Annotated in this window: 17 protein-coding genes, 2 tRNA genes and 1 pseudogene; 19 read left to right on the plus strand and 1 reads right to left on the minus strand. The window is 38.6% G+C overall.

The genetic code is table 11. The features are described from left to right. Positions 1-2 precede the first annotated feature (2 nt). The 7 genes and pseudogenes from racE (at position 3) to CW734_RS08305 (ending at position 6320) form a co-directional block, all read left to right on the plus strand. Positions 3-858, plus strand: a pseudogene (gene racE / locus CW734_RS08280) (glutamate racemase). 12 nt (positions 859-870) lie between these two features. Beyond that, the gene (gene rph / locus CW734_RS08285) at positions 871-1620 is read left to right on the plus strand and encodes a ribonuclease PH (protein ID WP_101190130.1); all 750 of its coding nucleotides are present in this window, start codon (positions 871-873) and stop codon (positions 1618-1620) included. Next, positions 1617-2213, plus strand: a complete 597-nt coding sequence (locus tag CW734_RS08290) for an XTP/dITP diphosphatase (RefSeq protein WP_101190131.1) — start codon at positions 1617-1619, stop codon at positions 2211-2213. Before rph ends, CW734_RS08290 begins: the two co-directional genes overlap by 4 nt. An 84-nt stretch (positions 2214-2297) precedes the next feature. Continuing rightward, a tRNA-Arg gene (locus CW734_RS08295) sits at positions 2298-2371 on the plus strand. Between the two features lie 159 nt (positions 2372-2530). After that, entirely contained in the window at positions 2531-3184 is a 654-nt protein-coding gene (locus CW734_RS08300; protein WP_232787207.1) for a tyrosine-type recombinase/integrase, read from the plus strand. A gap of 647 nt (positions 3185-3831) precedes the next feature. Further along, positions 3832-3927, plus strand: coding sequence for a helix-turn-helix domain-containing protein (locus CW734_RS19935; protein ID WP_157824140.1), 96 nt, complete (start codon positions 3832-3834; stop codon positions 3925-3927). 2069 nt (positions 3928-5996) lie between these two features. Continuing rightward, a complete protein-coding gene (locus CW734_RS08305) occupies positions 5997-6320 on the plus strand; it encodes a hypothetical protein (protein ID WP_101190132.1) in 324 nt (107 codons plus the stop codon). Between the two features lie 1579 nt (positions 6321-7899). Here the strand turns inward: CW734_RS08305 and CW734_RS08310 are convergent. Then, complete coding sequence (locus CW734_RS08310) at positions 7900-8082, minus strand: hypothetical protein (protein ID WP_101190133.1); 183 nt, start codon at positions 8080-8082, stop codon at positions 7900-7902. Between the two features lie 627 nt (positions 8083-8709). Here CW734_RS08310 and CW734_RS08315 point away from each other — a divergent pair. The 12 genes from CW734_RS08315 to tig all read left to right on the plus strand — a co-directional run bounded on the left by CW734_RS08315 (position 8710) and on the right by tig (position 20240). Beyond that, a complete protein-coding gene (locus CW734_RS08315) occupies positions 8710-9981 on the plus strand; it encodes a YHYH domain-containing protein (RefSeq protein ID WP_101190134.1) in 1272 nt (423 codons plus the stop codon). Positions 9982-10133: 152 nt separating this feature from the next. Beyond that, complete coding sequence (locus CW734_RS08320; RefSeq protein ID WP_101190135.1) at positions 10134-10550, plus strand: hypothetical protein; 417 nt, start codon at positions 10134-10136, stop codon at positions 10548-10550. Between the two features lie 646 nt (positions 10551-11196). Continuing rightward, positions 11197-11631 (plus strand): hypothetical protein, encoded by a 435-nt coding sequence (locus CW734_RS08325; RefSeq protein WP_101190136.1) that lies wholly within the window; start codon positions 11197-11199, stop codon positions 11629-11631. A 217-nt stretch (positions 11632-11848) separates the two neighbouring features. Next, positions 11849-12451: a recombinase family protein gene (locus tag CW734_RS08330; RefSeq protein ID WP_101190137.1), complete on the plus strand. Its 603-nt coding sequence runs from the start codon at positions 11849-11851 to the stop codon at positions 12449-12451. A 387-nt stretch (positions 12452-12838) separates the two neighbouring features. Continuing rightward, complete coding sequence (locus CW734_RS08335; RefSeq protein WP_101190138.1) at positions 12839-13234, plus strand: hypothetical protein; 396 nt, start codon at positions 12839-12841, stop codon at positions 13232-13234. 1914 nt (positions 13235-15148) lie between these two features. Then, entirely contained in the window at positions 15149-15670 is a 522-nt protein-coding gene (locus CW734_RS08355; RefSeq protein WP_101190142.1) for a hypothetical protein, read from the plus strand. Between the two features lie 149 nt (positions 15671-15819). Further along, positions 15820-15999, plus strand: a complete 180-nt coding sequence (locus CW734_RS18290) for a hypothetical protein (protein WP_157824141.1) — start codon at positions 15820-15822, stop codon at positions 15997-15999. A 422-nt stretch (positions 16000-16421) separates the two neighbouring features. Then, positions 16422-16494: transfer RNA gene (locus tag CW734_RS08360), tRNA-Arg, on the plus strand. Positions 16495-16655: 161 nt separating this feature from the next. Further along, complete coding sequence (locus CW734_RS08365; RefSeq protein ID WP_101190143.1) at positions 16656-17252, plus strand: YdcF family protein; 597 nt, start codon at positions 16656-16658, stop codon at positions 17250-17252. A 103-nt stretch (positions 17253-17355) separates the two neighbouring features. Next, entirely contained in the window at positions 17356-17790 is a 435-nt protein-coding gene (locus CW734_RS08370; RefSeq protein WP_101190144.1) for an OsmC family protein, read from the plus strand. Between the two features lie 64 nt (positions 17791-17854). After that, entirely contained in the window at positions 17855-18835 is a 981-nt protein-coding gene (locus CW734_RS08375) for a tetratricopeptide repeat protein (RefSeq protein WP_101190145.1), read from the plus strand. 103 nt (positions 18836-18938) lie between these two features. Then, a complete protein-coding gene (gene tig, locus CW734_RS08380) occupies positions 18939-20240 on the plus strand; it encodes a trigger factor (RefSeq protein WP_101190146.1) in 1302 nt (433 codons plus the stop codon). The last annotated feature ends 288 nt before the right edge of the window (positions 20241-20528 follow it).

Genomic DNA, 20528 nt, shown 5'->3' on the forward strand with positions numbered 1-20528 from the left:
CATTGAATGCGCCAATCGGAGTCATTGATTCGGGCGTCGGGGGTTGACCGTCGCCAAGGAAATCATGAAACTTTTGCCTAATGAAAAATTATTTATATCGGTGACAATGCACGGTGCCCGTATGGCCCACGTCCGCTCGCGGAAGTTCGGCGCTACATGGCAAATGGCAGAAGCGCTTGTGAAAATGAATATTAAAATGCTGGTCATCGCCTGCAATACGGCAACAGCGGCAGCGCTCAATTCCTTGCAGAAAAATTGCCGATCCCAGTTATCGGAGTTATTTTCCGGGTGCCCGCGCTGCCATCAAATCGTCTTCGACGAAGAAAATTGCGGTGCTCGGCACATCCGGAACCGTCAAGAGCGGGGCTTACGAAAAGCCATCAAGTCGCTCGTTTCAGCTTCTGACGTTGTCCAATTGGCATGCCCACGGTTTGTGCCGCTCGTGGAAAGTGATGAGTATGAAGGGATTTCGCCAGCCGCATGGTGGCAGAAACGTTATCGGCGTTCAAATCGAAGGAATTCGATACCGCCATCCTCGGATGCACCCATTACCCGCTATTGCAGGGCTTTATCGAGCAAGAACTTGGCAGCACCGTGACGGTTCTGTCGTCAGCTGAGGAAACGGCCAAAGATGTCTCTCGCCACTTAAGCTACCAGGACAAATTTGCGGATCGCCGCAAACCGCCCGTCCATCAATTTTATACATCCGGTTCGACGGAGATTTTCCGCACGATCATCAAAAATGGCTTGCCATCGAAGATCCATGCATCCGTTCGATCCAGTTCCCGAAAACCTGACGGCATAGCCGCCGGTTTTTGTCGTCAAGGCAGAATTATGGTAAGATTTTTGAGTACATGAGGAGGATTCAATATGATGAGAATTGATAATAGACAAGCAGATGAACTGCGCCCGGTGGAAGTAGAGACGGATTATTTGATCCATCCAGAAGGATCGGTCCTGATTACGGTCGGCCAGACGAAAGTGATCTGCACAGCGACAATCGAGCCGCGTGTCCCAAGCTTTTTGAGAGGCCAGGGCAAAGGCTGGGTAACTGCGGAATATTCCATGTTGCCACGCGCGACAGGTAGCCGTAACCAACGCGAAGCAACGCGCGGCAAACTTGGCGGGCGCACGATGGAAATCCAGCGCCTGATCGGCCGTTCCTTGCGCGCTGTCGTCGATCTCGAGAAAATCGGCGAACGTACACTGTGGATCGATTGCGACGTCATCCAGGCGGACGGAGGGACGCGTACAGCGTCCATCACCGGAGCTTTTATCGCCATGACCATCGCACTCGGCAAATTAGACGTGCCGGTATTCCCAGTGACGGATTATTTGGCTGCAACAAGTGTCGGCATCAATAACAGCAAGCAAGCCATCCTGGACTTGAACTATGAAGAGGATTCAACGGCAGCGGTCGATATGAACCTGGTCATGACAGGATCCGGCGAATTCGTCGAAATGCAAGGCACCGGCGAAGAAGCGACATTCAGCCGCAAGGAATTGAACGAAATGCTCGACCTCGGAGAAGCGGGGATCCAGCAATTGATCAAAATCCAACAACAAGCGATCGGCGAATTGTCGTCGCGGATCGGCGAAAAGGTGGAATCTGCCCTATGAAAAAAATCGTCATTGCGACACAGAATAAAGGAAAAGCCAAAGACTTTGAAACTTTGTTGTCTCCTCTAGGTTATGAAGTATTGACCTTGAGAGATGTGGCACAAGACCTGGACATCGAAGAAACCGGCACGACATTCGAAGCCAACGCCATCCTGAAAGCGGAAGGTGTTGCCAAAGAACTCGGCATCCCGGTGATTGCCGACGACAGCGGCCTCGAGATCGATGCATTGGATGGAGAGCCGGGTGTCTATTCCGCCCGCTATGCGGGTGGCGAAAAGAGCGATGACGCCAATATCGATAAAGTGCTGGAGAAATTGTCCGGCGTACCTGACGGCGAGCGCACCGCGCGATTCCGCTGCGTCCTGGCAGTTGCGGCGCCGGGTAAAGAAACTCAAACCTTCTCCGGATCATGTGAAGGCGAAATCTTGCGTTTGCGCAGAGGCGACAACGGCTTCGGCTACGACCCGATCTTCTACGTTCCTGCCCAGGAGCGTGCCATGGCGGAACTTGAACCCGAAGAAAAAGCGGCCATCTCCCACCGCGGCCAAGCATTACGCGAGCTCAGCGAAGCGATGCCAGAGTGGCTGAAATAAGAATTTAGATATTTTTTTGAAATAGCATTGACTTTTCCTCTGATGATTTCTATAATTAAAATTGTCTTTCGTGAGGAAAGTCATGTCTCAGTAGCTCAGCTGGATAGAGCAACGCCCTTCTAAGGCGTCGGTCGGGGGTTCGAATCCCTCCTGGGACGTAAAAGAAATGCTGACTAAGCATTGCTGTGATAGGGTTTTGAAGCATGTAGGGAATAGAACGGGGATACGAACCTTATAGTAATATCCCTGTTTTCGACCTACTCACCAAACACAGACCGGAATTATCTTCTAATCAAAATTGATTAGGAGGTTTTTTTATGTCTAAAAGAAGTGGTGCATTTGATGTACAAGTGGATGTTAGCAAGTTAATACGTAACAATAGGCAGGGGCAAAGCAGCAAGAATGGCTCTGTGACACTTGAGAAAGCAATGGAGGTAATAGTTAAGCAAATGCAAGTGAGCGGCTTTAGAGAACGTACGATGAAGGATTACCAGCTGCACTGGCGTCACTTTGAAAAAGTCACTGGAACTACTTATTTAAATGAGATAGCAGCAGATACTATTTATATATGGCTTGAGTCAATGTCAGTAACCAATCAAACGAAACTCACTCGTTTGAAGTGTTTAAAGGCTATTCTAACGAAATGTTTCGACAATGGATGGATAGAACAGAAGTTTTGGAAAACAATTAGTATCAAGGTTGATAAAAACGTCAAAAAAGGGGCTACAAGCGATGATATAGAAATTCTGTTGTCTCTGCTTGATTTGAACTCTTTCGTCGGTCTACGAGACGCTGTAGCTATAATAACGCTATATAAGACTGGCATAAGAATTAACACACTAGGACAGTTGGAAGAGAAGCATATTGATTTCGATAACTTAACTTTAAATATTGATGGTTCTATCTTGAAAACCATAAGCTACTACAGTTACCAATTGACAAACAGATGGCAGATTTATTTAAAGTTTTGATTAGTCATAATGAGAAAGTAAGAAGGAGGTTTAGTAAAACAAATAGGTTTCTATTTGTTAGTCAAAAAGGCACATCTCTTAATACAAAGTCTACAAACAATGCAATTTCTAAAAGATTGCACAAATACAGTCAGGAATTTTGTTTGGAGAATGTTAATCCACATGCTATAGAAGGGGTTCGCTAAAATCTACTCGATAAGGGGCAGATATTGCTTTTTAATTAGTAAGGCTCTTTCGCATTGAATTTAGCAGTTACGACCCTGTATTTAGATTTAGATATTGAGGAAGTATCGAAAAATTAAGGGATTTTTATAAAACGAGTTGTAAGATTCTTAGCATCTTGAAGTTTCAAATTTGAGTTAAAAGAGTAACAAACAAAGGAATGGAAGTATAAAGATTACTTTCAAGAAAGAAACTATAAAAGACTAGAAAATCTGACTCCTTTTGGGGTTGGATTTTTATTTTGACTGAAGCTTTCAAGTAAAAATAACAATTTGAAAAAGTTAGAGTTAGGTAGTGAACATTTTGACTCATTAAATGAGGTATGTTATATTTTATTCAACCTCATACTAAAGGTCTTTGAGGTGAGTATGAAAAAGGAGATGAAGAATCAATGAAGGGTTTAGAATATATCAAAAGAATTTAAAATGGACTACAAAGAAATTGCAAGGAATCTTGGTGTAACTCCGTCAACACTTAATGATTGGGTCAATAAAACAAGAAGATTCCAGACAAACGACTAGACCAGCTAGAGAATCTATTTTCTTGCCCTAAAATTATTTTCAAAAGGAATTAAATTTCGAAGAAATGACAGAAATACGAATGCAATACATCAAAAGTATTTCAGAGAAGCAATCTGAACTTCCGTCTAATGAAAGTCGGAAAATAGAAGGTTACTACATAAAAGAAAGTTATGAAGATGAGATAGAATTTCTAAAGAGTTTACTAAAAGAAAGAAAAACAAAATGACATTAGAAAATTGTCGAATCTCTAATGTCTAATGAATCAGTCTTTAATTTCGAGGAATTAGAAAATTATGAAATCAATAAAACCCCTTGCTGACAGATTCATCAGACACAGAAACATTGAGTAAAGTAATGAGAATTATGACTAACGAAAGCCTAGCAAATAAATTTAAAGTTATCGTCTATATACTAAGTATTGACGAAGAATTGGGAGGTCTTCCTTTAACAGCAATATCGGAAGACTATAAAGGTTTAGCTGATGGATTTATACAACTACTAGAAAAATAAAAATAAGGAAGGATAAAGATGAAGTTAATGTTAGACGTAAAAGAGTTTATGAAGAAACCAGAAGGGGAGAAGTAGGAAATATCAATAACAGGATAATCAAATATCCTGTAGATATTTCACCAAAAAATTAGCAAAGAATATAGCTAAAGGGAAGGCATTTACCCCGGCGTATTTTCAAGAAAATGAAGGGGCAGTGAAGAGGCAAAAGTCTTACTGGCATTCCCAGCAGGTAGTGGCATTAGATTTTGATGAAGGAGTAACATTAGAAGAAGCAGTTAATTTATTTTCTGACAAAGCTGTATTCATCTACAAAACCTTTCGCATACAGCACATCGACATAAGTTTAGAGTAGTATTTGCTTTGGATAAGCCTACATACAGTATTGAAGCACTAGAAAATTACTGAATCGGTTACTTGTTGCTTATCCGGCAGCAGACAAACAGTGCAAAGATTCCACCAGATTGTTTTATGGTGGAACAGAGATTATAGAGTTTAATTACAACAATCGGATTAAGGTAACAGATTTTAATGATAGGGTTTCTGGCAGGACAAAAGAGGGTGAACTAATATATCCTGTCAAAACCTCAAACAATCAAAACAGCCCTAATACCAAAAGCCGATTCAAAATCATATAGTAACAAGAACAAAGCCAAAACATAGAATTGATTAGACAAAAGAATCTCAATGAATTACATAGAAGAATTAACGCAGAACCAAGAGAAGTGAATAACAACTTTGAAATGATGGACTATCTAAAGCAACAAGATTTACGTCTTTTCTAGGCATTGAACATAGCGGAAGTTTTATCGATGTATTTCACGATGAATCAAAGCCGAGTGCGGGAATATTTCTGTCAAGTAAAGATAACGGTCACCAACTATATAAGTGCCACTCAGACTCCCACCCTTATGTAGGGACTATATTCCATATTGCGCAGTCCTTGCTAGGCTGTTCCATGGGGAAACTAGAAATTTCTTGATGAAAGTATATCGAGTTAATTTGGTAGAGAATGAAACACAGCAAAAGTTGCGAATAGAAATCGATTGTTATAAAGAGCTGTTGCAGTCTGAAGACTTAGAGGAATTATATCCGAATTTTATAAACTATTTTCGAGATACAATTATTTCTCGGATTTGTATGTAATATTGGATTTAGTAAAAGAACATCTTCCTGCTGGAGATGACCCTAGATTGCTATTTCATCATTCGCTTGAAACCATAGCTAAGAAATTAGGGAGAAGTACCAGTTCTACACATACGAGAATTAATATTTTGCATTCTTTAAGTTAGTTACAAAGCTTGAATCACATGAAGTGCCACCCCAATTATTGGAAATACAGCAGGCGAGCAAGCAAAGAAAAGACATAAATATAGAAATTCCACTTATGAACTGCCACTCCATAATTATGATTTCTTTAGCGAACTGGAGAAGATGAGCATCATTTGGCTGGAAAAAGGTTGTACAACAAATTCAATGAACTATGAAGGCGTTTTAAGGAATTTTGGTTTAGAAGAAGCAGACAGAACTTTCCCCAAGATAAAGGTCGGAACATTACTAAATTGGGTGAACACGTAACAAAGATTATCACCATGTCTACTATGCAGTTAATTGAAAAGTATGGCTTTACTACAGAACAAGAAATTCTTGATACAGTGCAACTATACTTCAAGGGACAAAATAAATTTAAGAAAAAGCAATTTAAGATTTGCATGGGTGAAATGATAGAAGGATACGACCTTGAAAGGATTCGTTTGAACAAAGGCTTAAAGATAGAATTAGATATTGATAGCAAGGGATTCAGTTATATAATCCGTCAAAAGAAGTACGTAGAAGAAGGAAAGGAAACACCAAGAAGTTTAAATTATTCTGAAATTTTGGATTAACTTTAGGTGAAACATAAAACATAAAAACGTAAATTTAATCGAGAATTTCAAACGTTAATGAATGAAAATTAAGATTAAATATGAAAGGAAAATAAAGTAGTAAGAGGTATGTATATCTTTACTTAAAATAAGGAAGGAAAAATGACGAAAAGAAAGTATGAATTAACAGGACAAAATTTAAAGAATTTACTGTTTTAAATCTTAGTGACATAAAAGACAAAATGGTAAAAAGTGGAGATGTCAATGTAGCTGTGGAAATATCCGCTACATTTTAGCTTCAGAGTTAATGAGAGAAAAGGGCAAAAAGTTGTGGTTGTACAAGCATAAAGAATATTAAAGCAGCTAGAATAACTCATGGTATGTCAAAAGTAGGCTTTATAATATCTGGTCTGGTATGAAAGGTAGATGTGGAAGAGTTAGTAGCACTAATTATCAATACTACGGAGCCTCGCGGAATAAGGGTTTGCGAGGAGTGGTTGAACTTTGTGCCTTTTATGATTTGGTCTCTTAACAATGGATATACTGATGAGTTGTCAATCGATAGAATCGATTCAAATGGGAATTATCAGCCAAGTAATTGTAGATGGACGACTCAAAAAGTGCAGATGAATAACACAACTAGAACAAAAATTGCTTACAATGGGAGGATTTGTCGATAACTTTGTGGGCAGAAAAGTTAGGTATCCCTAAAAGTATTGGTATCCAGAATGACAGCCAACTGGAGCACTGAAAAATCCTTTCTACGCCATCTTATGAAAATATAAGTTAATACTTAAATGGGTTTCTGGCAGGACAAAGGGTGTGAACTAATATATCCTGTCAAAATCCCAAATAACCAAAACAGCATCTCTAGTTAAAGTAGTAATTTTAACTAGAGATGCTGTTTATTGTGCTTAGGTCTTATACTTAAGTACAATTGACTTCCTCATAAGCTATATTTAATTCCTTTTCTATGATTTAAATTTGATTCAAAGGTAACCGTCTTCGAATATATTAAGTTACATAGGTTCAGGATTTTAAAACATCTCTGTGACATGCGTTCTCTCTTTTGAAAGACATACATTTCTCCACAATCTTTATAGATTATATCGGCTAACCTTGGAATATCATGCTTACCAGAAACAAAACTCTGTATAATACTCTACCAAGGGGCGTTTTAGAAATGCGTATTGATGAGTTAAGATTCCATTTACGAAAACATCATGTAAACCGTTAGCAAAATCCTTACTGCCAGAAGTAACGTTCATTGTGTAGCCTGTTTTTGCACCCAACCATCGCCATCCACAACCCCTTATGAAATGAGGCATATATTTTCAGGTACGTTTGAAACCCCACACTTATGGACTTGCTCTTAAGAACCCCATAATTAGCGAGGTCATTTGTAATCTTTTTGAATTAATTAATAGTGCGGGGGTTCTTTTTCATGTCTAGCTACTACGAAATCAGCTTGCATAATAACTGCTACTTTTGAAGCATAAATTCATCTTTCTGAATCAAAATTAATGTTCTACCGTCGTTAGCAATACAGCCATCTGTTATAACTAAACCTAATACCCAGGCCATGTCATCAGTCCAAGTTTTAAAAATCCTCATTCACTTTATGCTTGCGCGGACGCTGAATGCTATCAATTCCGCTCTTATACAGTACGTTCTGAATTGCGCGCTCTGTCAAACCTGCATAAGCAGCAAGCTCTGCATTAGAAAATCCTTCAGTATACTTGTTCAAAATCATTTGGTCGGTGATACCTACTTTTCTGACCATAACGTGTCATCTCCTAAAGTAAAGTGAGTAGACTATATTATATCAAAATATTCTGATATCTAAGAGTGTTTTGAAATCATGTTAGATTTTTGAAATAACTGGGGTGTATATTTTTATGATATTGGTTTCGAAAACCTTTTAAAAGTATGTTCTCTTGCAGCAGTTTTTATATTGACAATAATTTGGAAATGAAAGTAGAAGTCTTATCTAAAATTAATCTCACGCTCTGTGAAATGATTTTATGTTCATAAAGTTAAATGAAAAGCTCCCTTTGTTCAATGATTTTCGGTATTAATATTTTAGTAATTAATTCTCTTGTACCTTAAACTGAATTACTTTCATAAGATGTTATTGTTTTAGTTTAGCTATTTAAAAGAACAGTTTTAACCATAAAAGGTGTAGCAGCTACAGACTCTTGTTAAATAGTGCACCGTGCAAAGCTTAAATAAAGCATTAATAAAGCTCTCAAATGAGGGCTTTTTTTCGTGCGCAATAGTTTATAGTCATTTATCTTCAAAGTACTTCACATGAATGAAAAATTTTTTAATACATGCGCAAAATAATTACCAATTTAACGGTAATTATATAGTATAATATAGTAAAGTAATCCAAATTGGAGGGATATATATGAAGAAATGGTCTTTGCTATTCGTTTTATTGCTATTCTTTTCGTTTAATTTAAATGCAGAAGCCCATTCTGGTCGCACAGATGGTAATGGCGGACATAACTGTTCGGAAAAATCCGTGGCGAAAGGGTTATGTACAGGCTATCACTATCACAATGGTGGGGGAGCTAGTACAACTCCAAAGTCTTCCCAACCAAGTACAAGTACAACGCCGAAAGTACAGGAACCAGTTTACAATCCGAAAGTCTACTATGACAATGGATATAAAGCTGGTTACTCTAAAGGAATGGAGCAGGGTTATCGTGACGGTAACGCTGATATGGAGTCTACAGATTCCAATGATGACTATGTAGAAGGATGGACTGATGGCTATGATAAAGGCTTTGCAGAAGGCCTAAAGAAAAAAGAGGCTGAAGAAAAATTAGCAAGAGAGAAAAAAGAAGCTGAGGAAAAGTTAGCGAAAGATAAAAAAGAGGGTGCAGAAAAAGGCAAAGTTGATGGAAAGGCCGCTTTTATTGCAGGAAAAGCGGTAGATGCCTTCACTCACGAAGTTGATGACTCTGAAGCGTATATCAAGGCTTATAATAAAACGTTTATTGCTTCATGGGAAACAGCCAAGAATGAAGAAGTCTGTTTTGAAGAGGGATATAATCAAGGAATGAAGCAAGATGAAGTAGTTGTTTCAGAAGACTGCAAAGAAGAGTCCTTACGTTCTGAGTTTGAACAAGGCCACAAAGAAGGGGTCGAGGAGAGGGATACTGAAGAAATCGAGAAGCTGACTCAACAAGGCGAAGTTGCGGGTTACGAAGTTTCAGAACTAGTAGTTCCTGAAGGTGCAGTAAAGCCAAGTTATCAAGCTGCTTTTGAAGAAGGATATGAAGCAGGGAAGAATAAACGACAGGAAGAAGTGAAGGTGGAAGGATATGAATCTGCTTTCAAACAAGTAGATTTTGTAGATGAAGCCTATACAGATAATGAAGTTCTTGGTACATGGTACAAAGAAGGGTACGAAAGCAATGACATTGCCAAAGAGATAAAGGCGAATGCTCAAACTCTTGGGGAAGAAAGCGAGGAGTACGTCATTGCAGAAGAATACCAGGTCAATGAAGACTCAATCAGTCTTTACGATTCTCTATTTGAAAAAGGCCAGGATATTAAAGAAGAGCGTGAAACAGAACAACGTAACCTCATGTTAGCCGTAGGCGCCATTGGAGCACCAGCAGTAGGTGGATTGTATTTCTGGAAGAGAAAGCGTAAAAACAATACTCAGTAACTTGATTGAGAAAAAAGCTGTCCTAAAAATTTAAAGGGGCGGCTTTTTCTCTACTAATGACGCTAAAAAAGTAAGTATTAATGAAAACCTATAAAGGTTTTTTAAAAAAAGCCTGTAAATGAGTTAGGACTTAAGTAGATAAGGAGACTAGAATGAATAAAAAATTATACTACTCGGAAAGAAAAATGGTTCTAGAAGCTAAAGTAACAATTAACCTCAATGAGTTAATTGATTATGTAAGTGAGGTATATGAACACTTTAAAGTAGAAGGTGGCTTAAATAATCTACCTCAAGAAGAGAGTGGAGAAAGTGTATTACTTTCAATTGATTACTTCAATAAGAAAAGTATACTTCCATTTAACAAGTTAAAGGAATACTCAGAAGAAGAGATGTTTGATTTAATAGAGTTCTTTTATGACCAGTTAGAGGAATTTGAAAGTCCTCCTTCATACTATAGTAACGGACAACAAGTTCCAAACAGACTTATCGATGATAGTGTGTTGCCAAAAGAATTTTACAGGCAGTTTATCGTGTCAAAATCAATAAAATTATATCTAAGTATGGATTAGGGTATGAATTAACAATTGAGGGGTACATTCGCGACTTAATAAGTAACGGATTAGAAGTGTTAGTGGACTCTGAACAGGAGTTAGAGACGATGAAGATTCAAGAAAAATAAAGGAAGCGAAGAACCTATTTCTTTCACATAAATCAGACGATGTTAAAAAGTGGGCTGCTATCAATTTATTAGGGGAGTTCTTGAGAAAATACAAAAACAAGTAAATTAAACTTATATAAAAGGATGAAAATGAACTGTTTGAAGTTTTAAACAGGTTTAATATAAGACATAATAGACCAGACCAAATATCGAATTATGATAAAGAAGTTTTTATCCATGGATTTTATAATATTTTATCAGCATTAGACGCTTCATTAAAATACAAAAGAAAACAGTTCAAGATTGAAAGTCTTGATTGTATGAAAAAAACCTAAAATTATAGAGTTTTTCTTTTTGTTTCTATCAATTGAAAAAGGCTTATCATTGTTGAGTAACAATACTATCTTAAATGGATGCACGAAGTTTTACTTATTAAAGGAATTAAGCTTCTGAAAAAAATTGAGATTGGAAAACTTACATAATACTATGACGAGAAAGGTATATGCTGAAGTAAAAGTGATATATTTGAACTACTAAAATGAATGTGAGGAAAAAAGATGAAGAAATTGATGTTAGTTAATCTCTTATTAATGCTAGTTCTGCTATGTGGATGTTCCTCTAATGAAAGTGCTTTAGAAAAAGCTCCACCCTACATAAAAGAAACTTGGTTTTTTTATGAATCAATGAGTAAAGCAACAGATGCTTTAGATGGTGGGGAACATGTTGATATAGCATTTGATAAACATTTTTCGAATGAAAGTGAAATCATTTCCTATATTGATTCAGCGTCATCTGAAACAGAAGAAGAAGAACTGGTTAATCTAAATATTCATCTGATGCATCTTCAATTGTCTACCCTGGGCATCGCTAACTTTAACGAATCTATGGGAGGCGAAACAGTTGATGTAGAACAATTTGTATATGACCTTCAAGTTCCAAGATATGAACTTGCAAAAATTTATGATAAATATGGATTGGAATACGAAGAATAGACAGCACAAAGCCATATAGAAATAAAATCGCTTGCTTTAATAAGTTTGATTCCTGCAAAAGAAAAGATTAAATAAGGAAGCACCTGTGATGTTGCAGGAGCTTCTTTTTTTATTGTGTATCATTTGACTACACCTACTTGAAACACTTCTGAGTCATTGATATGATTGACTGCACAGAGTCTCATATACATGAATCAAAATGAAGGGTGGATAACACATGAAAAAGATAGGGTATGCAAGGGTATCATCAACAGGACAAAACTTATCTGCGCAGATTAATCAATTGAAAGAAGCAGGATGTATTACCATCTTCCAAGAGAAAGTATCTGGCAGGAAGACAGCAAACAGAGAACAGTTTAACAACTTACTTGATGCTGTCTGTGAAGGTGATACTATTGTTGTGACAAAACTTGATAGGTTTGCCAGAAGCACTAAGGATGCATTACATACTATTGAGCTTTTAAATAACAAAGGAGTCTCATTGATTGTATTGAATATGGGAGGGGACAGAGTAGACACAAGCACAGCGATTGGTAAGTTAATGATAACGGTGTTATCTGGGATTGCTGAATTTGAAGCAGATATGATACGGGAGCGGCAAATAGAAGGTATAGCAGAAGCTAAGGCTAGAGGAGTGTATAAAGGCAGACCGCATACTTATACAGAGAGGCATAGTGGCCTAAAGCACGCTATAGAACTGTATGAACAAAGAAAGACCAATAAGAAGACCGTAAAGGAAATTGCTAAGATTACCAATATAAGCAAAGCAACTATTTATAGAGCAATAAAAGAGAAAAAAGAAAAGCGGCAGCTCTTGTAACTTCTTCGTTAGCACTCATGATTATTAAATTTTTTTACAGGTTGTATACATCTTCTGAAGAATGGTTGCAAAGGTTAGATAAGTTCTAATGAGGTTTAGAATTGATGCGTCTAGTATTTACAGATTTTTAGTTAAGAAGTGTAAGTAAAAGTTGAAAGAGTTTTCGAATTACAAAAAAGTATGGGGGGTACATTTGACCAAATCATTACTACCTACTACCCTATATACATACGCTGTTACGCTCCCAGAATAGGATTGCATATTATACAAAGTATATGGTGAGCCTCTCTATCCTTATTTTAAAACTTTGAATACACAAATTGGTATATTGTGGTTTTTATGATTTAATTTGTAGTATATATGGACTGATTGTAGGAGGGGAAGATAATGGATGATTTTTCTAAGGAGTTTAACCAACAACAAAGAACAATAGATGCAATAGTGCAAGGTTGGAAAAGCCCAATTAAGGAGTTCAACCAACATCAAAGAACAATAGATGCAATAGTGCAAGGTTGGAAAAGTCCAATTAAGGAGTTCAACCAACAACAAAGAACAATAGATGCAATAGTGCAAGGTTGGAAAAGCCCAATTAAGGAGTTCAACCAACATCAAAGAACAATAGATGCAATAGTGCAAGGTTGGAAAAGTCCAATTAAGGAGTTCAACCAACATCAAAGAACAATAGATGCAATAGTGCAAGGTTGGAAAAGTCCAATTAAGGAGTTCAACCAACATCAAAAGAACAATAGATGCAATAGTGCAAGGTTGGAAAAGTCCAATTAAGGAGTTCAACCAACATCAAAGAACAATAGATGCAATAGTGCAAGGTTGGAAAAGCCCAATTAAGGAGTTCAACCAACAACAAATTGAATTGCAAAAGATATTGTCTTCTATAGAGAGTAAATCTAAAACACAATCATTTGATTTTAGTGAAAGTTTATTGGTAGTGAATAATGTACTCGAGGATACACGCATTGATATTGAGACTAACGTGACGTCTAACCCAACTGAATTTGAGCAGGAATTATTAACATGGACGCATGAACAAATCGAGATTTTTCGAGCTAAGCAATTCTTTAAGAAACATGTGTAATGCAATTGATACTAAAATAGCAGGCGCATATATGGGATTTACTTAATAAAATAGCTACAATAATTGCAATTGTAAACTTTTGCAAGCAAACGAGCAAGATATTCATATTCATAATTACCACGATGATGTAATTATAGAATCTGAGACTGATGGTAATAAGACTGATATATTGAGAAAAAGAAGACCAACATAAACTAAAATTTGAAAATGATAATGAAAAATATTCAGGTGGAGAGTACCTAGGAAAAATACCTTTATTCAAAAATGCGTACTAACAAGAAAGGTTTAAAGGAGATTATATGTCCAAAATAAAATTCTATTCTGAGTATAGTTTCGGTATGATGGAAGATTTAGAAAAATAGCAGAAAAGATTAACAACGAAGATATTGATGCCAAGTGGGATATTAATGATTTGTTGGAATTTCATAATATTTTAAAATACATAAAGGTTGAAAGTTTTAGAGAGTATATTATCCAAGAAACTAAGATAGATATAAAAATACGAGGAAAAGATTAAGCGGAAAATTGGTATCTTTCTAAGCAATCACAACGATGATTTTCTCCATTTATTCCACAATATCGACTTTGATAATTCAGATGACTTCTTTGAAGTTTTGAAGACTACAAGGTATATAAAAGCATTAAAGCGGAATGTCTCCAACAATTTTCGAAAAAGAAAATGTGCATATTTACGCGTTCCTAAAGTCGAAGAGGCTAACTAATTTTTGATGAGGTAGTTAGGAGTGTATTAATATCTGACCCTAGTAATGCAGAAATAGTTCTGTCAAAGTATTTAAAAGAAAATGAATTGTTCATGCCGCCTTCTTTGACAGAATCAGATATCTTAATTTTGATTCAAGAATATAGTTTCCCCACAAGTTAATACAAATGTATTAAGGAAAATAATCACTTTTCCACCTAATAAGGGTATGAAAATACCTGACAAAATCAAGTTGTATGCTAAGAGGAAAGTAAACGAAGAGGAGGAAAGGGTATTTGCTAACGAAACAGGAATCGAGTCTAGAATAATGATTTCTTATTTGGGAGACCAAGAAGAAGAAGTCTCATTTAGAACGGAAGGTAGAAATATATCTATAAAGGTGAGTAAAAGTGGATTGAAGAAAATACTGATTACCCTACACTTTGGAACAATTTCATTTATCTATTTGGATTTGTTGATGAAACTATGAGGTTATTTCTCGATTCTAGAAAAGAAAGCTCTGCTCTAGAATCTCTATTTATCCCACAAGCAGCGCACTTATATTATAAATCATCCACTTTCGATACCAAAGAAATGGTGTCTAATATTCAGATACAGAGTTATGCTCAAGTTTTAAGGAGTTTTGGGGTAAATTTGGAAGAAATGATTGAATGGTTCTTCGACATTTATATGAAAGAAGAATTTCAAATTGATGATTTTATAGTTAAAATGCCGTCGACAGATGCATCTTACTTCGAAAAGTGTAGGACTATTCTGCCTGAGATAGATAGAATTTTAAACAGTATAATACTTTGGTTGAAGACGGAGTGATAGACCATGACTTAATCCAAATGTCATCTTCTAGTTTTAAAACTAAAGAGATTATATCCTTTAATAGAAAAATATGTTTATTCAACTAGTAATTGGTTTAAAACAGTTTCCAATTTATTGTTTTCTGACCAAAGTGGCATATTTCGTTTGCCGAACAGAAGTAAGAAACACTGAATTTTTCAACTTGATAAATGCTGAAAAGTTAAGTAAAAGTGAATTTCACGAACATCAATTGAGAAAGCTGCAATGGTTGTTTGATAACGATTTAATTTTGAAAGTTTCTCGGGTCATATTGAGTTTGTTGACTGGAAAACAATATATTCTTAAAGAACTCTATGATTCAGAAGTAATGAGTTACTGGCATTATCCTCATGAAATACAAGTATTAATTGAGGAGTTAGAAAGTCGAAATCTTGTTGATATAGAAACTAGTCTCTTTTCAAGAAACGAACAAGATTACATTGACTATTATCTAAATAAATCTAAGTTCACCAATGGTCATGACATTCGAAATAAGTATTTACATGGAACAAATACTAACGATGAGAGAGAATATGAAATAGACTACTATATGATTCTTAAACTTTTGTCATAATAGTTCTTAAAATAAATGATGATTTATGTGTTAGAGGAGGGAAACAATAAACTTTAAAGTAAAAGTGATTACTGGAAAACTCATTTTAACGAGGCAATGATTCCGTGTAAATAGAATGGTTAGCAGCTTAGTTGGTAAATAGGAATGAGGTGAATGTAATCGAAAACTTACAAAAAGAGAAAAGCGAAAAGAGCAGAGCTGAAGACATTATAGAAGGAATTAGTTTATCTATAGTATTTATAGGTATAGGAACAGCATTATATTTTGTGCCTACTTTCTTTTATTTTGAAATTCTCACTGTCATTGTAGGTGTAGTTTCTCTCTTGTAGTGGGATTATTATTTTGAGTATTGAATTGTCTAAAATGGGTGGGAAGAATATAGGTTTTGATGATTTAGGTTTGGGGTTAGGGTTTCTAATAGTATGGTCTTTCATCTACTTTTATTTCCTTTATACATGGTTGAACTTTATAAGTATCTTTATTTTGTTTTTGGAATGTATGGCTTTGTAAGTGGTTTTAAAGTTGGTATATGGATTTTAAAAGAAAATGACAGCAAAAGTGAGATATTTGTAAAATAGGTCTTATAATCTTGCAAATTGTTGGTTTTATTTCAGCTGTATTAACAATAGTTAGTGCATTGAACTAAAATAAAGGATTGAGTTAAATAGAAATTAACATATAATAAGGAAAGAAGATAATAACGGTCTTAGTTCGGGAAATGTTCTAATCCCACTTTCGTGAGGAAAGTCATGTCTCAGTAGCTCAGCTGGATAGAGCAACGCCCTTCTAAGGCGTCGGTCGGGGTTCGAATCCCTCCTGGGACGTCTCAAAACCTTGTTTTCCCTTATCGGGAAAGCAAGGTTTTTCATTTTGTGAAAACGCTTGTGAAGAAATGATGGACATTTGATTTTTCGCTGTTTATTTGCGAGGTATGTCGTATAATGGAAAAGATAGAGAAAAACATACCAAAAGGTGGAAATGAAACGTGTTCAGAAACAAATGGAAACGGATTTTGATCGTACTTTCCCTCATACAAACCATTTTAATTGCGGCGACGGCGACGAGCATTTGGACCTTTGCCAGTGAATCTGAGTTAATGGAAGCTGACGCGGCGATCGTGCTCGGCACGAAAGTCGTCGGCGGGGAGCCTTCGCCGGTGCTCGAGCAGCGCATTCGCCACGCCATCGATCTATATGAGGCGGGCTATGTCGAGAAGATCATCTTTACAGGAGGCCTCACGGACGGAGCGGACCTCGCTGAGTCGGTCGTGAGCCGCGATTTCGCGATCCGCAATCATGTCCCTGAAGAAGATATTCTGATCGAAACCCAATCGCTCATCACGGAAGAGAATTTCCGTTTCGCCGGTGAACTGGCGGATGAAAACGGATTGTCGAGCTTTCTCGTCGTCAGCGATCCCTTACATATGAAACGTGCACTCCTCATGGCGGAACACGCCGGAATCGATGCCCACTCCTCTCCGACGCCTTCGACCGAATTCAAGGGCTTTGCGAACATCGCGCCGTTCTTCGCGCGTGAAGTCGTTTGCTATATGGCTTACGTCGCGATGCACGCTGTCATTTAACGAAACTGTCCCGCTGATGCGTGGACAGGTTTTTTAATTTAACAGATGAACACGGCTGCCCCTAGTGATACACTGATAAAAAGCTGTGAGGAGTGTGTTGTAGATGGAAACCGATCAACTGAAGCTCAGCACGAAATGGCAAGGGGATTTTGTATTTGAGGCTGCGGGACAAGGCGGCCATACGCTCCGGATGGATGCCCATCAAGGAGTCGGGAACGAGCAAGGATTGCTTCCGACGCAGGCGCTGCTCGGCTCGCTTGCCGGATGCGTCGGTATGGACGTCGTGATGATTCTGCGCGCCAGGATGAAAGAGGTTCGCTCTATCGAAATCGTCACGGAAGGAGACAAGCGCCGGAACCCGCCGAAGGAATTCTTGGCGATTACGGTGACTTTTATCGTGGAAGGGGACATCGACGCGGATAAAGTCTGGCATGCCATCAAAGTGAGCGGGGAGAAATACTGCCCGGTCGCCCATTCCTTAAAAGCGGAGGTCGCGTACAAACTGGTTTTAAACGGCGAAGAGGCTGGCGCAAAATAGCGCCGGCTTTCGTTTTCACAGTGTATTTTCCTATGGTATGATGAATGGACAAAGAGGTGGTAGGATGCGGAAGAAGTTTGGGGATTTGAAGCGCAGGGGCAATGTCATCGTCTTTCCGACAACGGTCACACGGCTTTTATCGGAAGGGATGACGAGTTTAAAAAATGAACAATACGCCGACGCCCGCGATAAGCTGTACCAAGTGCTCGTCTACGAGCCGGACCATGCAGCGGCGCTCGGCGGATATGCCTACAGCTTGTACGAGCTGGGGGAATTCGAGGAAGCGCTCGAAGTCGTGCAGGAATTGCTGCGCGTCGGGCCGATCCATTATTTGGAGACGATGGAGCTATACATAAGCATTTTAATGCAAGTAAAGGAATTCGAAGAAGCCGAGAAGATGATCGAAGTGCTCATCGAGGAAAACGTCCTGCCGAAAGAGCGTTTGGAGCAATTCCATCAATTGCGCGATCTCAATGAACGCATCGCCGAAAGCGCAGCTTCTGCCAAAAGGGAAACCGGCCAATTCAGCCTGGAGCAATTTTTGCCGCTTAGTGCTGCCGAACAGGAGCAGCGGGTGACTGAATTGCCGAAAGAAGCATATAGTGCCATAAGGAACCAGCTGATCGAATTGATCAAGCATCCGGAAGTGGATTGGGTGGCGAAATCTTATCTTTTGCTCATGCTGCGTGAACAGCAAATAAGCGGGACTGTGCGTGTTGAAAAATTCCATTACAAAAACGAGCTTGCCATCAGCGAGTTGCCGGATCCGCTGAAGGACGAACGCCTCCTCGGGATTCGCAAGCGTTTGGAAGAGGCGTTGGAAAAAGAGCCGGCCAAGCTGCAGATGGCGATGGAACTGGTCGACCGGCATATTTATCTGCTGTATCCGTTTTTCTTTGAAGAGTTTGAGGAAGCGGAAATCGCTGAAGCCTACCATGCGTATCTCGATAGTTTGTTCAGCGGCGACGCCGATGTAAAAGCTGATCCGAAACTGCTGGAAATGCTCATGCAGGCCGAGGCATACATAGAATTGCGCAATGGATAGAAATAGTTGAACCTGCTCATATGTGTGATATAATGTGGAGGTTGTCAAAAATCGTACAAATATCGTACATGACTTTGTAAAAAAATGTTTGGAGGGCTTATACATGTCAGCAAAATGGGAAAAGCAAGAAGGTAATGTCGGAGTTCTTACAGTAGAAGTGCCGGCTGAAGAAGTAAACGGCGCGCTTGATAAAGCGTTCAAAAAAGTCGTTAAGGAAATTAACGTACCAGGATTCCGCAAAGGGAAAATGCCACGCCAAATGTTCGAAAAACGTTTCGGTGTAGAATCTCTTTACCAGGATGCACTTGATTTCATCCTGCCTGACGCTTACGCGAACGCAGTCGAAGAAGCAGGCATCAACCCGGTTGACCGCCCTGAAATCGACATTGAAAAATTGGAAAAGAACGAGCCGTTGGTATTCACTGCTAAAGTAACAGTGAAACCTGAAGTAGAACTTGGCGAATACAAAGGCCTTGAAGTTTCCAAAGAAGACACGAACGTGACGGATGAGGAAATCGAAGAGCAATTGAAAGAAAGCCAAGAACGCATGGCTGAATTGACTGTCAAAGAAGACGGACAAGTTGAAAACGGCGACACAGCTGTCATCGACTTTGAAGGATTCGTAGACGGAGAAGCGTTTGAAGGCGGAGCAGGCAACGACTACTCCCTAGAAATCGGTTCTAACTCATTCATCCCAGGCTTCGAAGAGCAATTGATCGGCGCTAAAACGGGCGAACAAAAAGACGTAGAAGTCACTTTCCCTGAAGAATACCACGCTGAAGAGCTTGCTGGAAAATCGGCAACATTCAAAGTGACGGTAAACGAAGTGAAAGCGAAAGAACTTCCTGAACTGAACGATGAGTTCGCTAAAGAACTTGACGAAGAAGTAGACGGCCTTGACGCACTTCGCACGAAAATGAAAGAAAACTTGAAAGCGGAGAAAGACAACGCTTCTGAAACACAAATGCGCGATCAGCTTGTACAAAAAGCGGCAGAAAACGCTACAGTTGAAATCCCGCAAGCGATGATCGATTCTGAAATCGACCGCATGATGCAAGACTTCGAACAACGCCTAAGCCAGCAAGGCATGAACAAGGAATTGTACTTCCAGTTCTCAGGCCAAGACGAAGACGCTCTTCGCGAGCAAATGAAGGCTGATGCTGAAACACGCGTACGCGTATCATTGACGCTTGAAGCAATCGCGAAAGCAGAAAACATGGAAGTCACTTCTGAAGACATCGACAAAGAGCTTGAGAAAATGGCTGGCCAATTCAACATGGACGCTGAACAAATCAAAACAGCTCTAGGCGGCACTGAAATGCTAGAAAACGACATCCGTATGCAGAACACGGTTGAGTTCCTAGTGGAGAACGCTAAAATCTCTGACGCAAAAGCTGCTGAATAACACATAAGATTTTTAATAGGACAAGGTGCGGCAACCGCACCTTGTTTTCTATACATAATGGCAAACAAAAATGAATGGCTTTTGCTGATCTCATAAATATTTATACTTTTAATGAGTTTAAATTAGCCGTAACACTACGGAGACTCCCGCGGGATAGCGAGACAGACGAGACCCCGCAAGAAGCGTAGCTTCTGAGGAGGCTTGCGCTCGCCCGCAGGAAAGCGTAGTAGTTTTACGGCGATTTTACCAGCTGAAGAAGTGTGGTTTTCTAAACAACTGCGTTATGAC

It is taken from the genome of Planococcus sp. MB-3u-03, assembly GCF_002833405.1.
GTDB lineage: Bacteria > Bacillota > Bacilli > Bacillales_A > Planococcaceae > Planococcus.

Excerpts from the sequence above, each read along its gene's own strand:
- rph (WP_101190130.1), top strand. The coding sequence starts at position 871 with ATGATGAGAATTGATAATAGACAAGCAGATGAACTGCGCCCGGTGGAA.
- CW734_RS08290 (WP_101190131.1), top strand. The coding sequence starts at position 1,617 with ATGAAAAAAATCGTCATTGCGACACAGAATAAAGGAAAAGCCAAAGAC.
- CW734_RS08300 (WP_232787207.1), top strand. The coding sequence starts at position 2,531 with ATGTCTAAAAGAAGTGGTGCATTTGATGTACAAGTGGATGTTAGCAAG.
- CW734_RS19935 (WP_157824140.1), top strand. The coding sequence starts at position 3,832 with ATGGACTACAAAGAAATTGCAAGGAATCTTGGTGTAACTCCGTCAACA.
- CW734_RS08310 (WP_101190133.1), bottom strand. The coding sequence starts at position 8,082 with ATGGTCAGAAAAGTAGGTATCACCGACCAAATGATTTTGAACAAGTAT.
- CW734_RS08315 (WP_101190134.1), top strand. The coding sequence starts at position 8,710 with ATGAAGAAATGGTCTTTGCTATTCGTTTTATTGCTATTCTTTTCGTTT.
- CW734_RS08320 (WP_101190135.1), top strand. The coding sequence starts at position 10,134 with ATGAATAAAAAATTATACTACTCGGAAAGAAAAATGGTTCTAGAAGCT.
- CW734_RS08325 (WP_101190136.1), top strand. The coding sequence starts at position 11,197 with ATGAAGAAATTGATGTTAGTTAATCTCTTATTAATGCTAGTTCTGCTA.
- CW734_RS08330 (WP_101190137.1), top strand. The coding sequence starts at position 11,849 with ATGAAAAAGATAGGGTATGCAAGGGTATCATCAACAGGACAAAACTTA.
- CW734_RS08335 (WP_101190138.1), top strand. The coding sequence starts at position 12,839 with ATGGATGATTTTTCTAAGGAGTTTAACCAACAACAAAGAACAATAGAT.
- CW734_RS08355 (WP_101190142.1), top strand. The coding sequence starts at position 15,149 with ATGTTTATTCAACTAGTAATTGGTTTAAAACAGTTTCCAATTTATTGT.
- CW734_RS08370 (WP_101190144.1), top strand. The coding sequence starts at position 17,356 with ATGGAAACCGATCAACTGAAGCTCAGCACGAAATGGCAAGGGGATTTT.
- CW734_RS08375 (WP_101190145.1), top strand. The coding sequence starts at position 17,855 with ATGCGGAAGAAGTTTGGGGATTTGAAGCGCAGGGGCAATGTCATCGTC.
- tig (WP_101190146.1), top strand. The coding sequence starts at position 18,939 with ATGTCAGCAAAATGGGAAAAGCAAGAAGGTAATGTCGGAGTTCTTACA.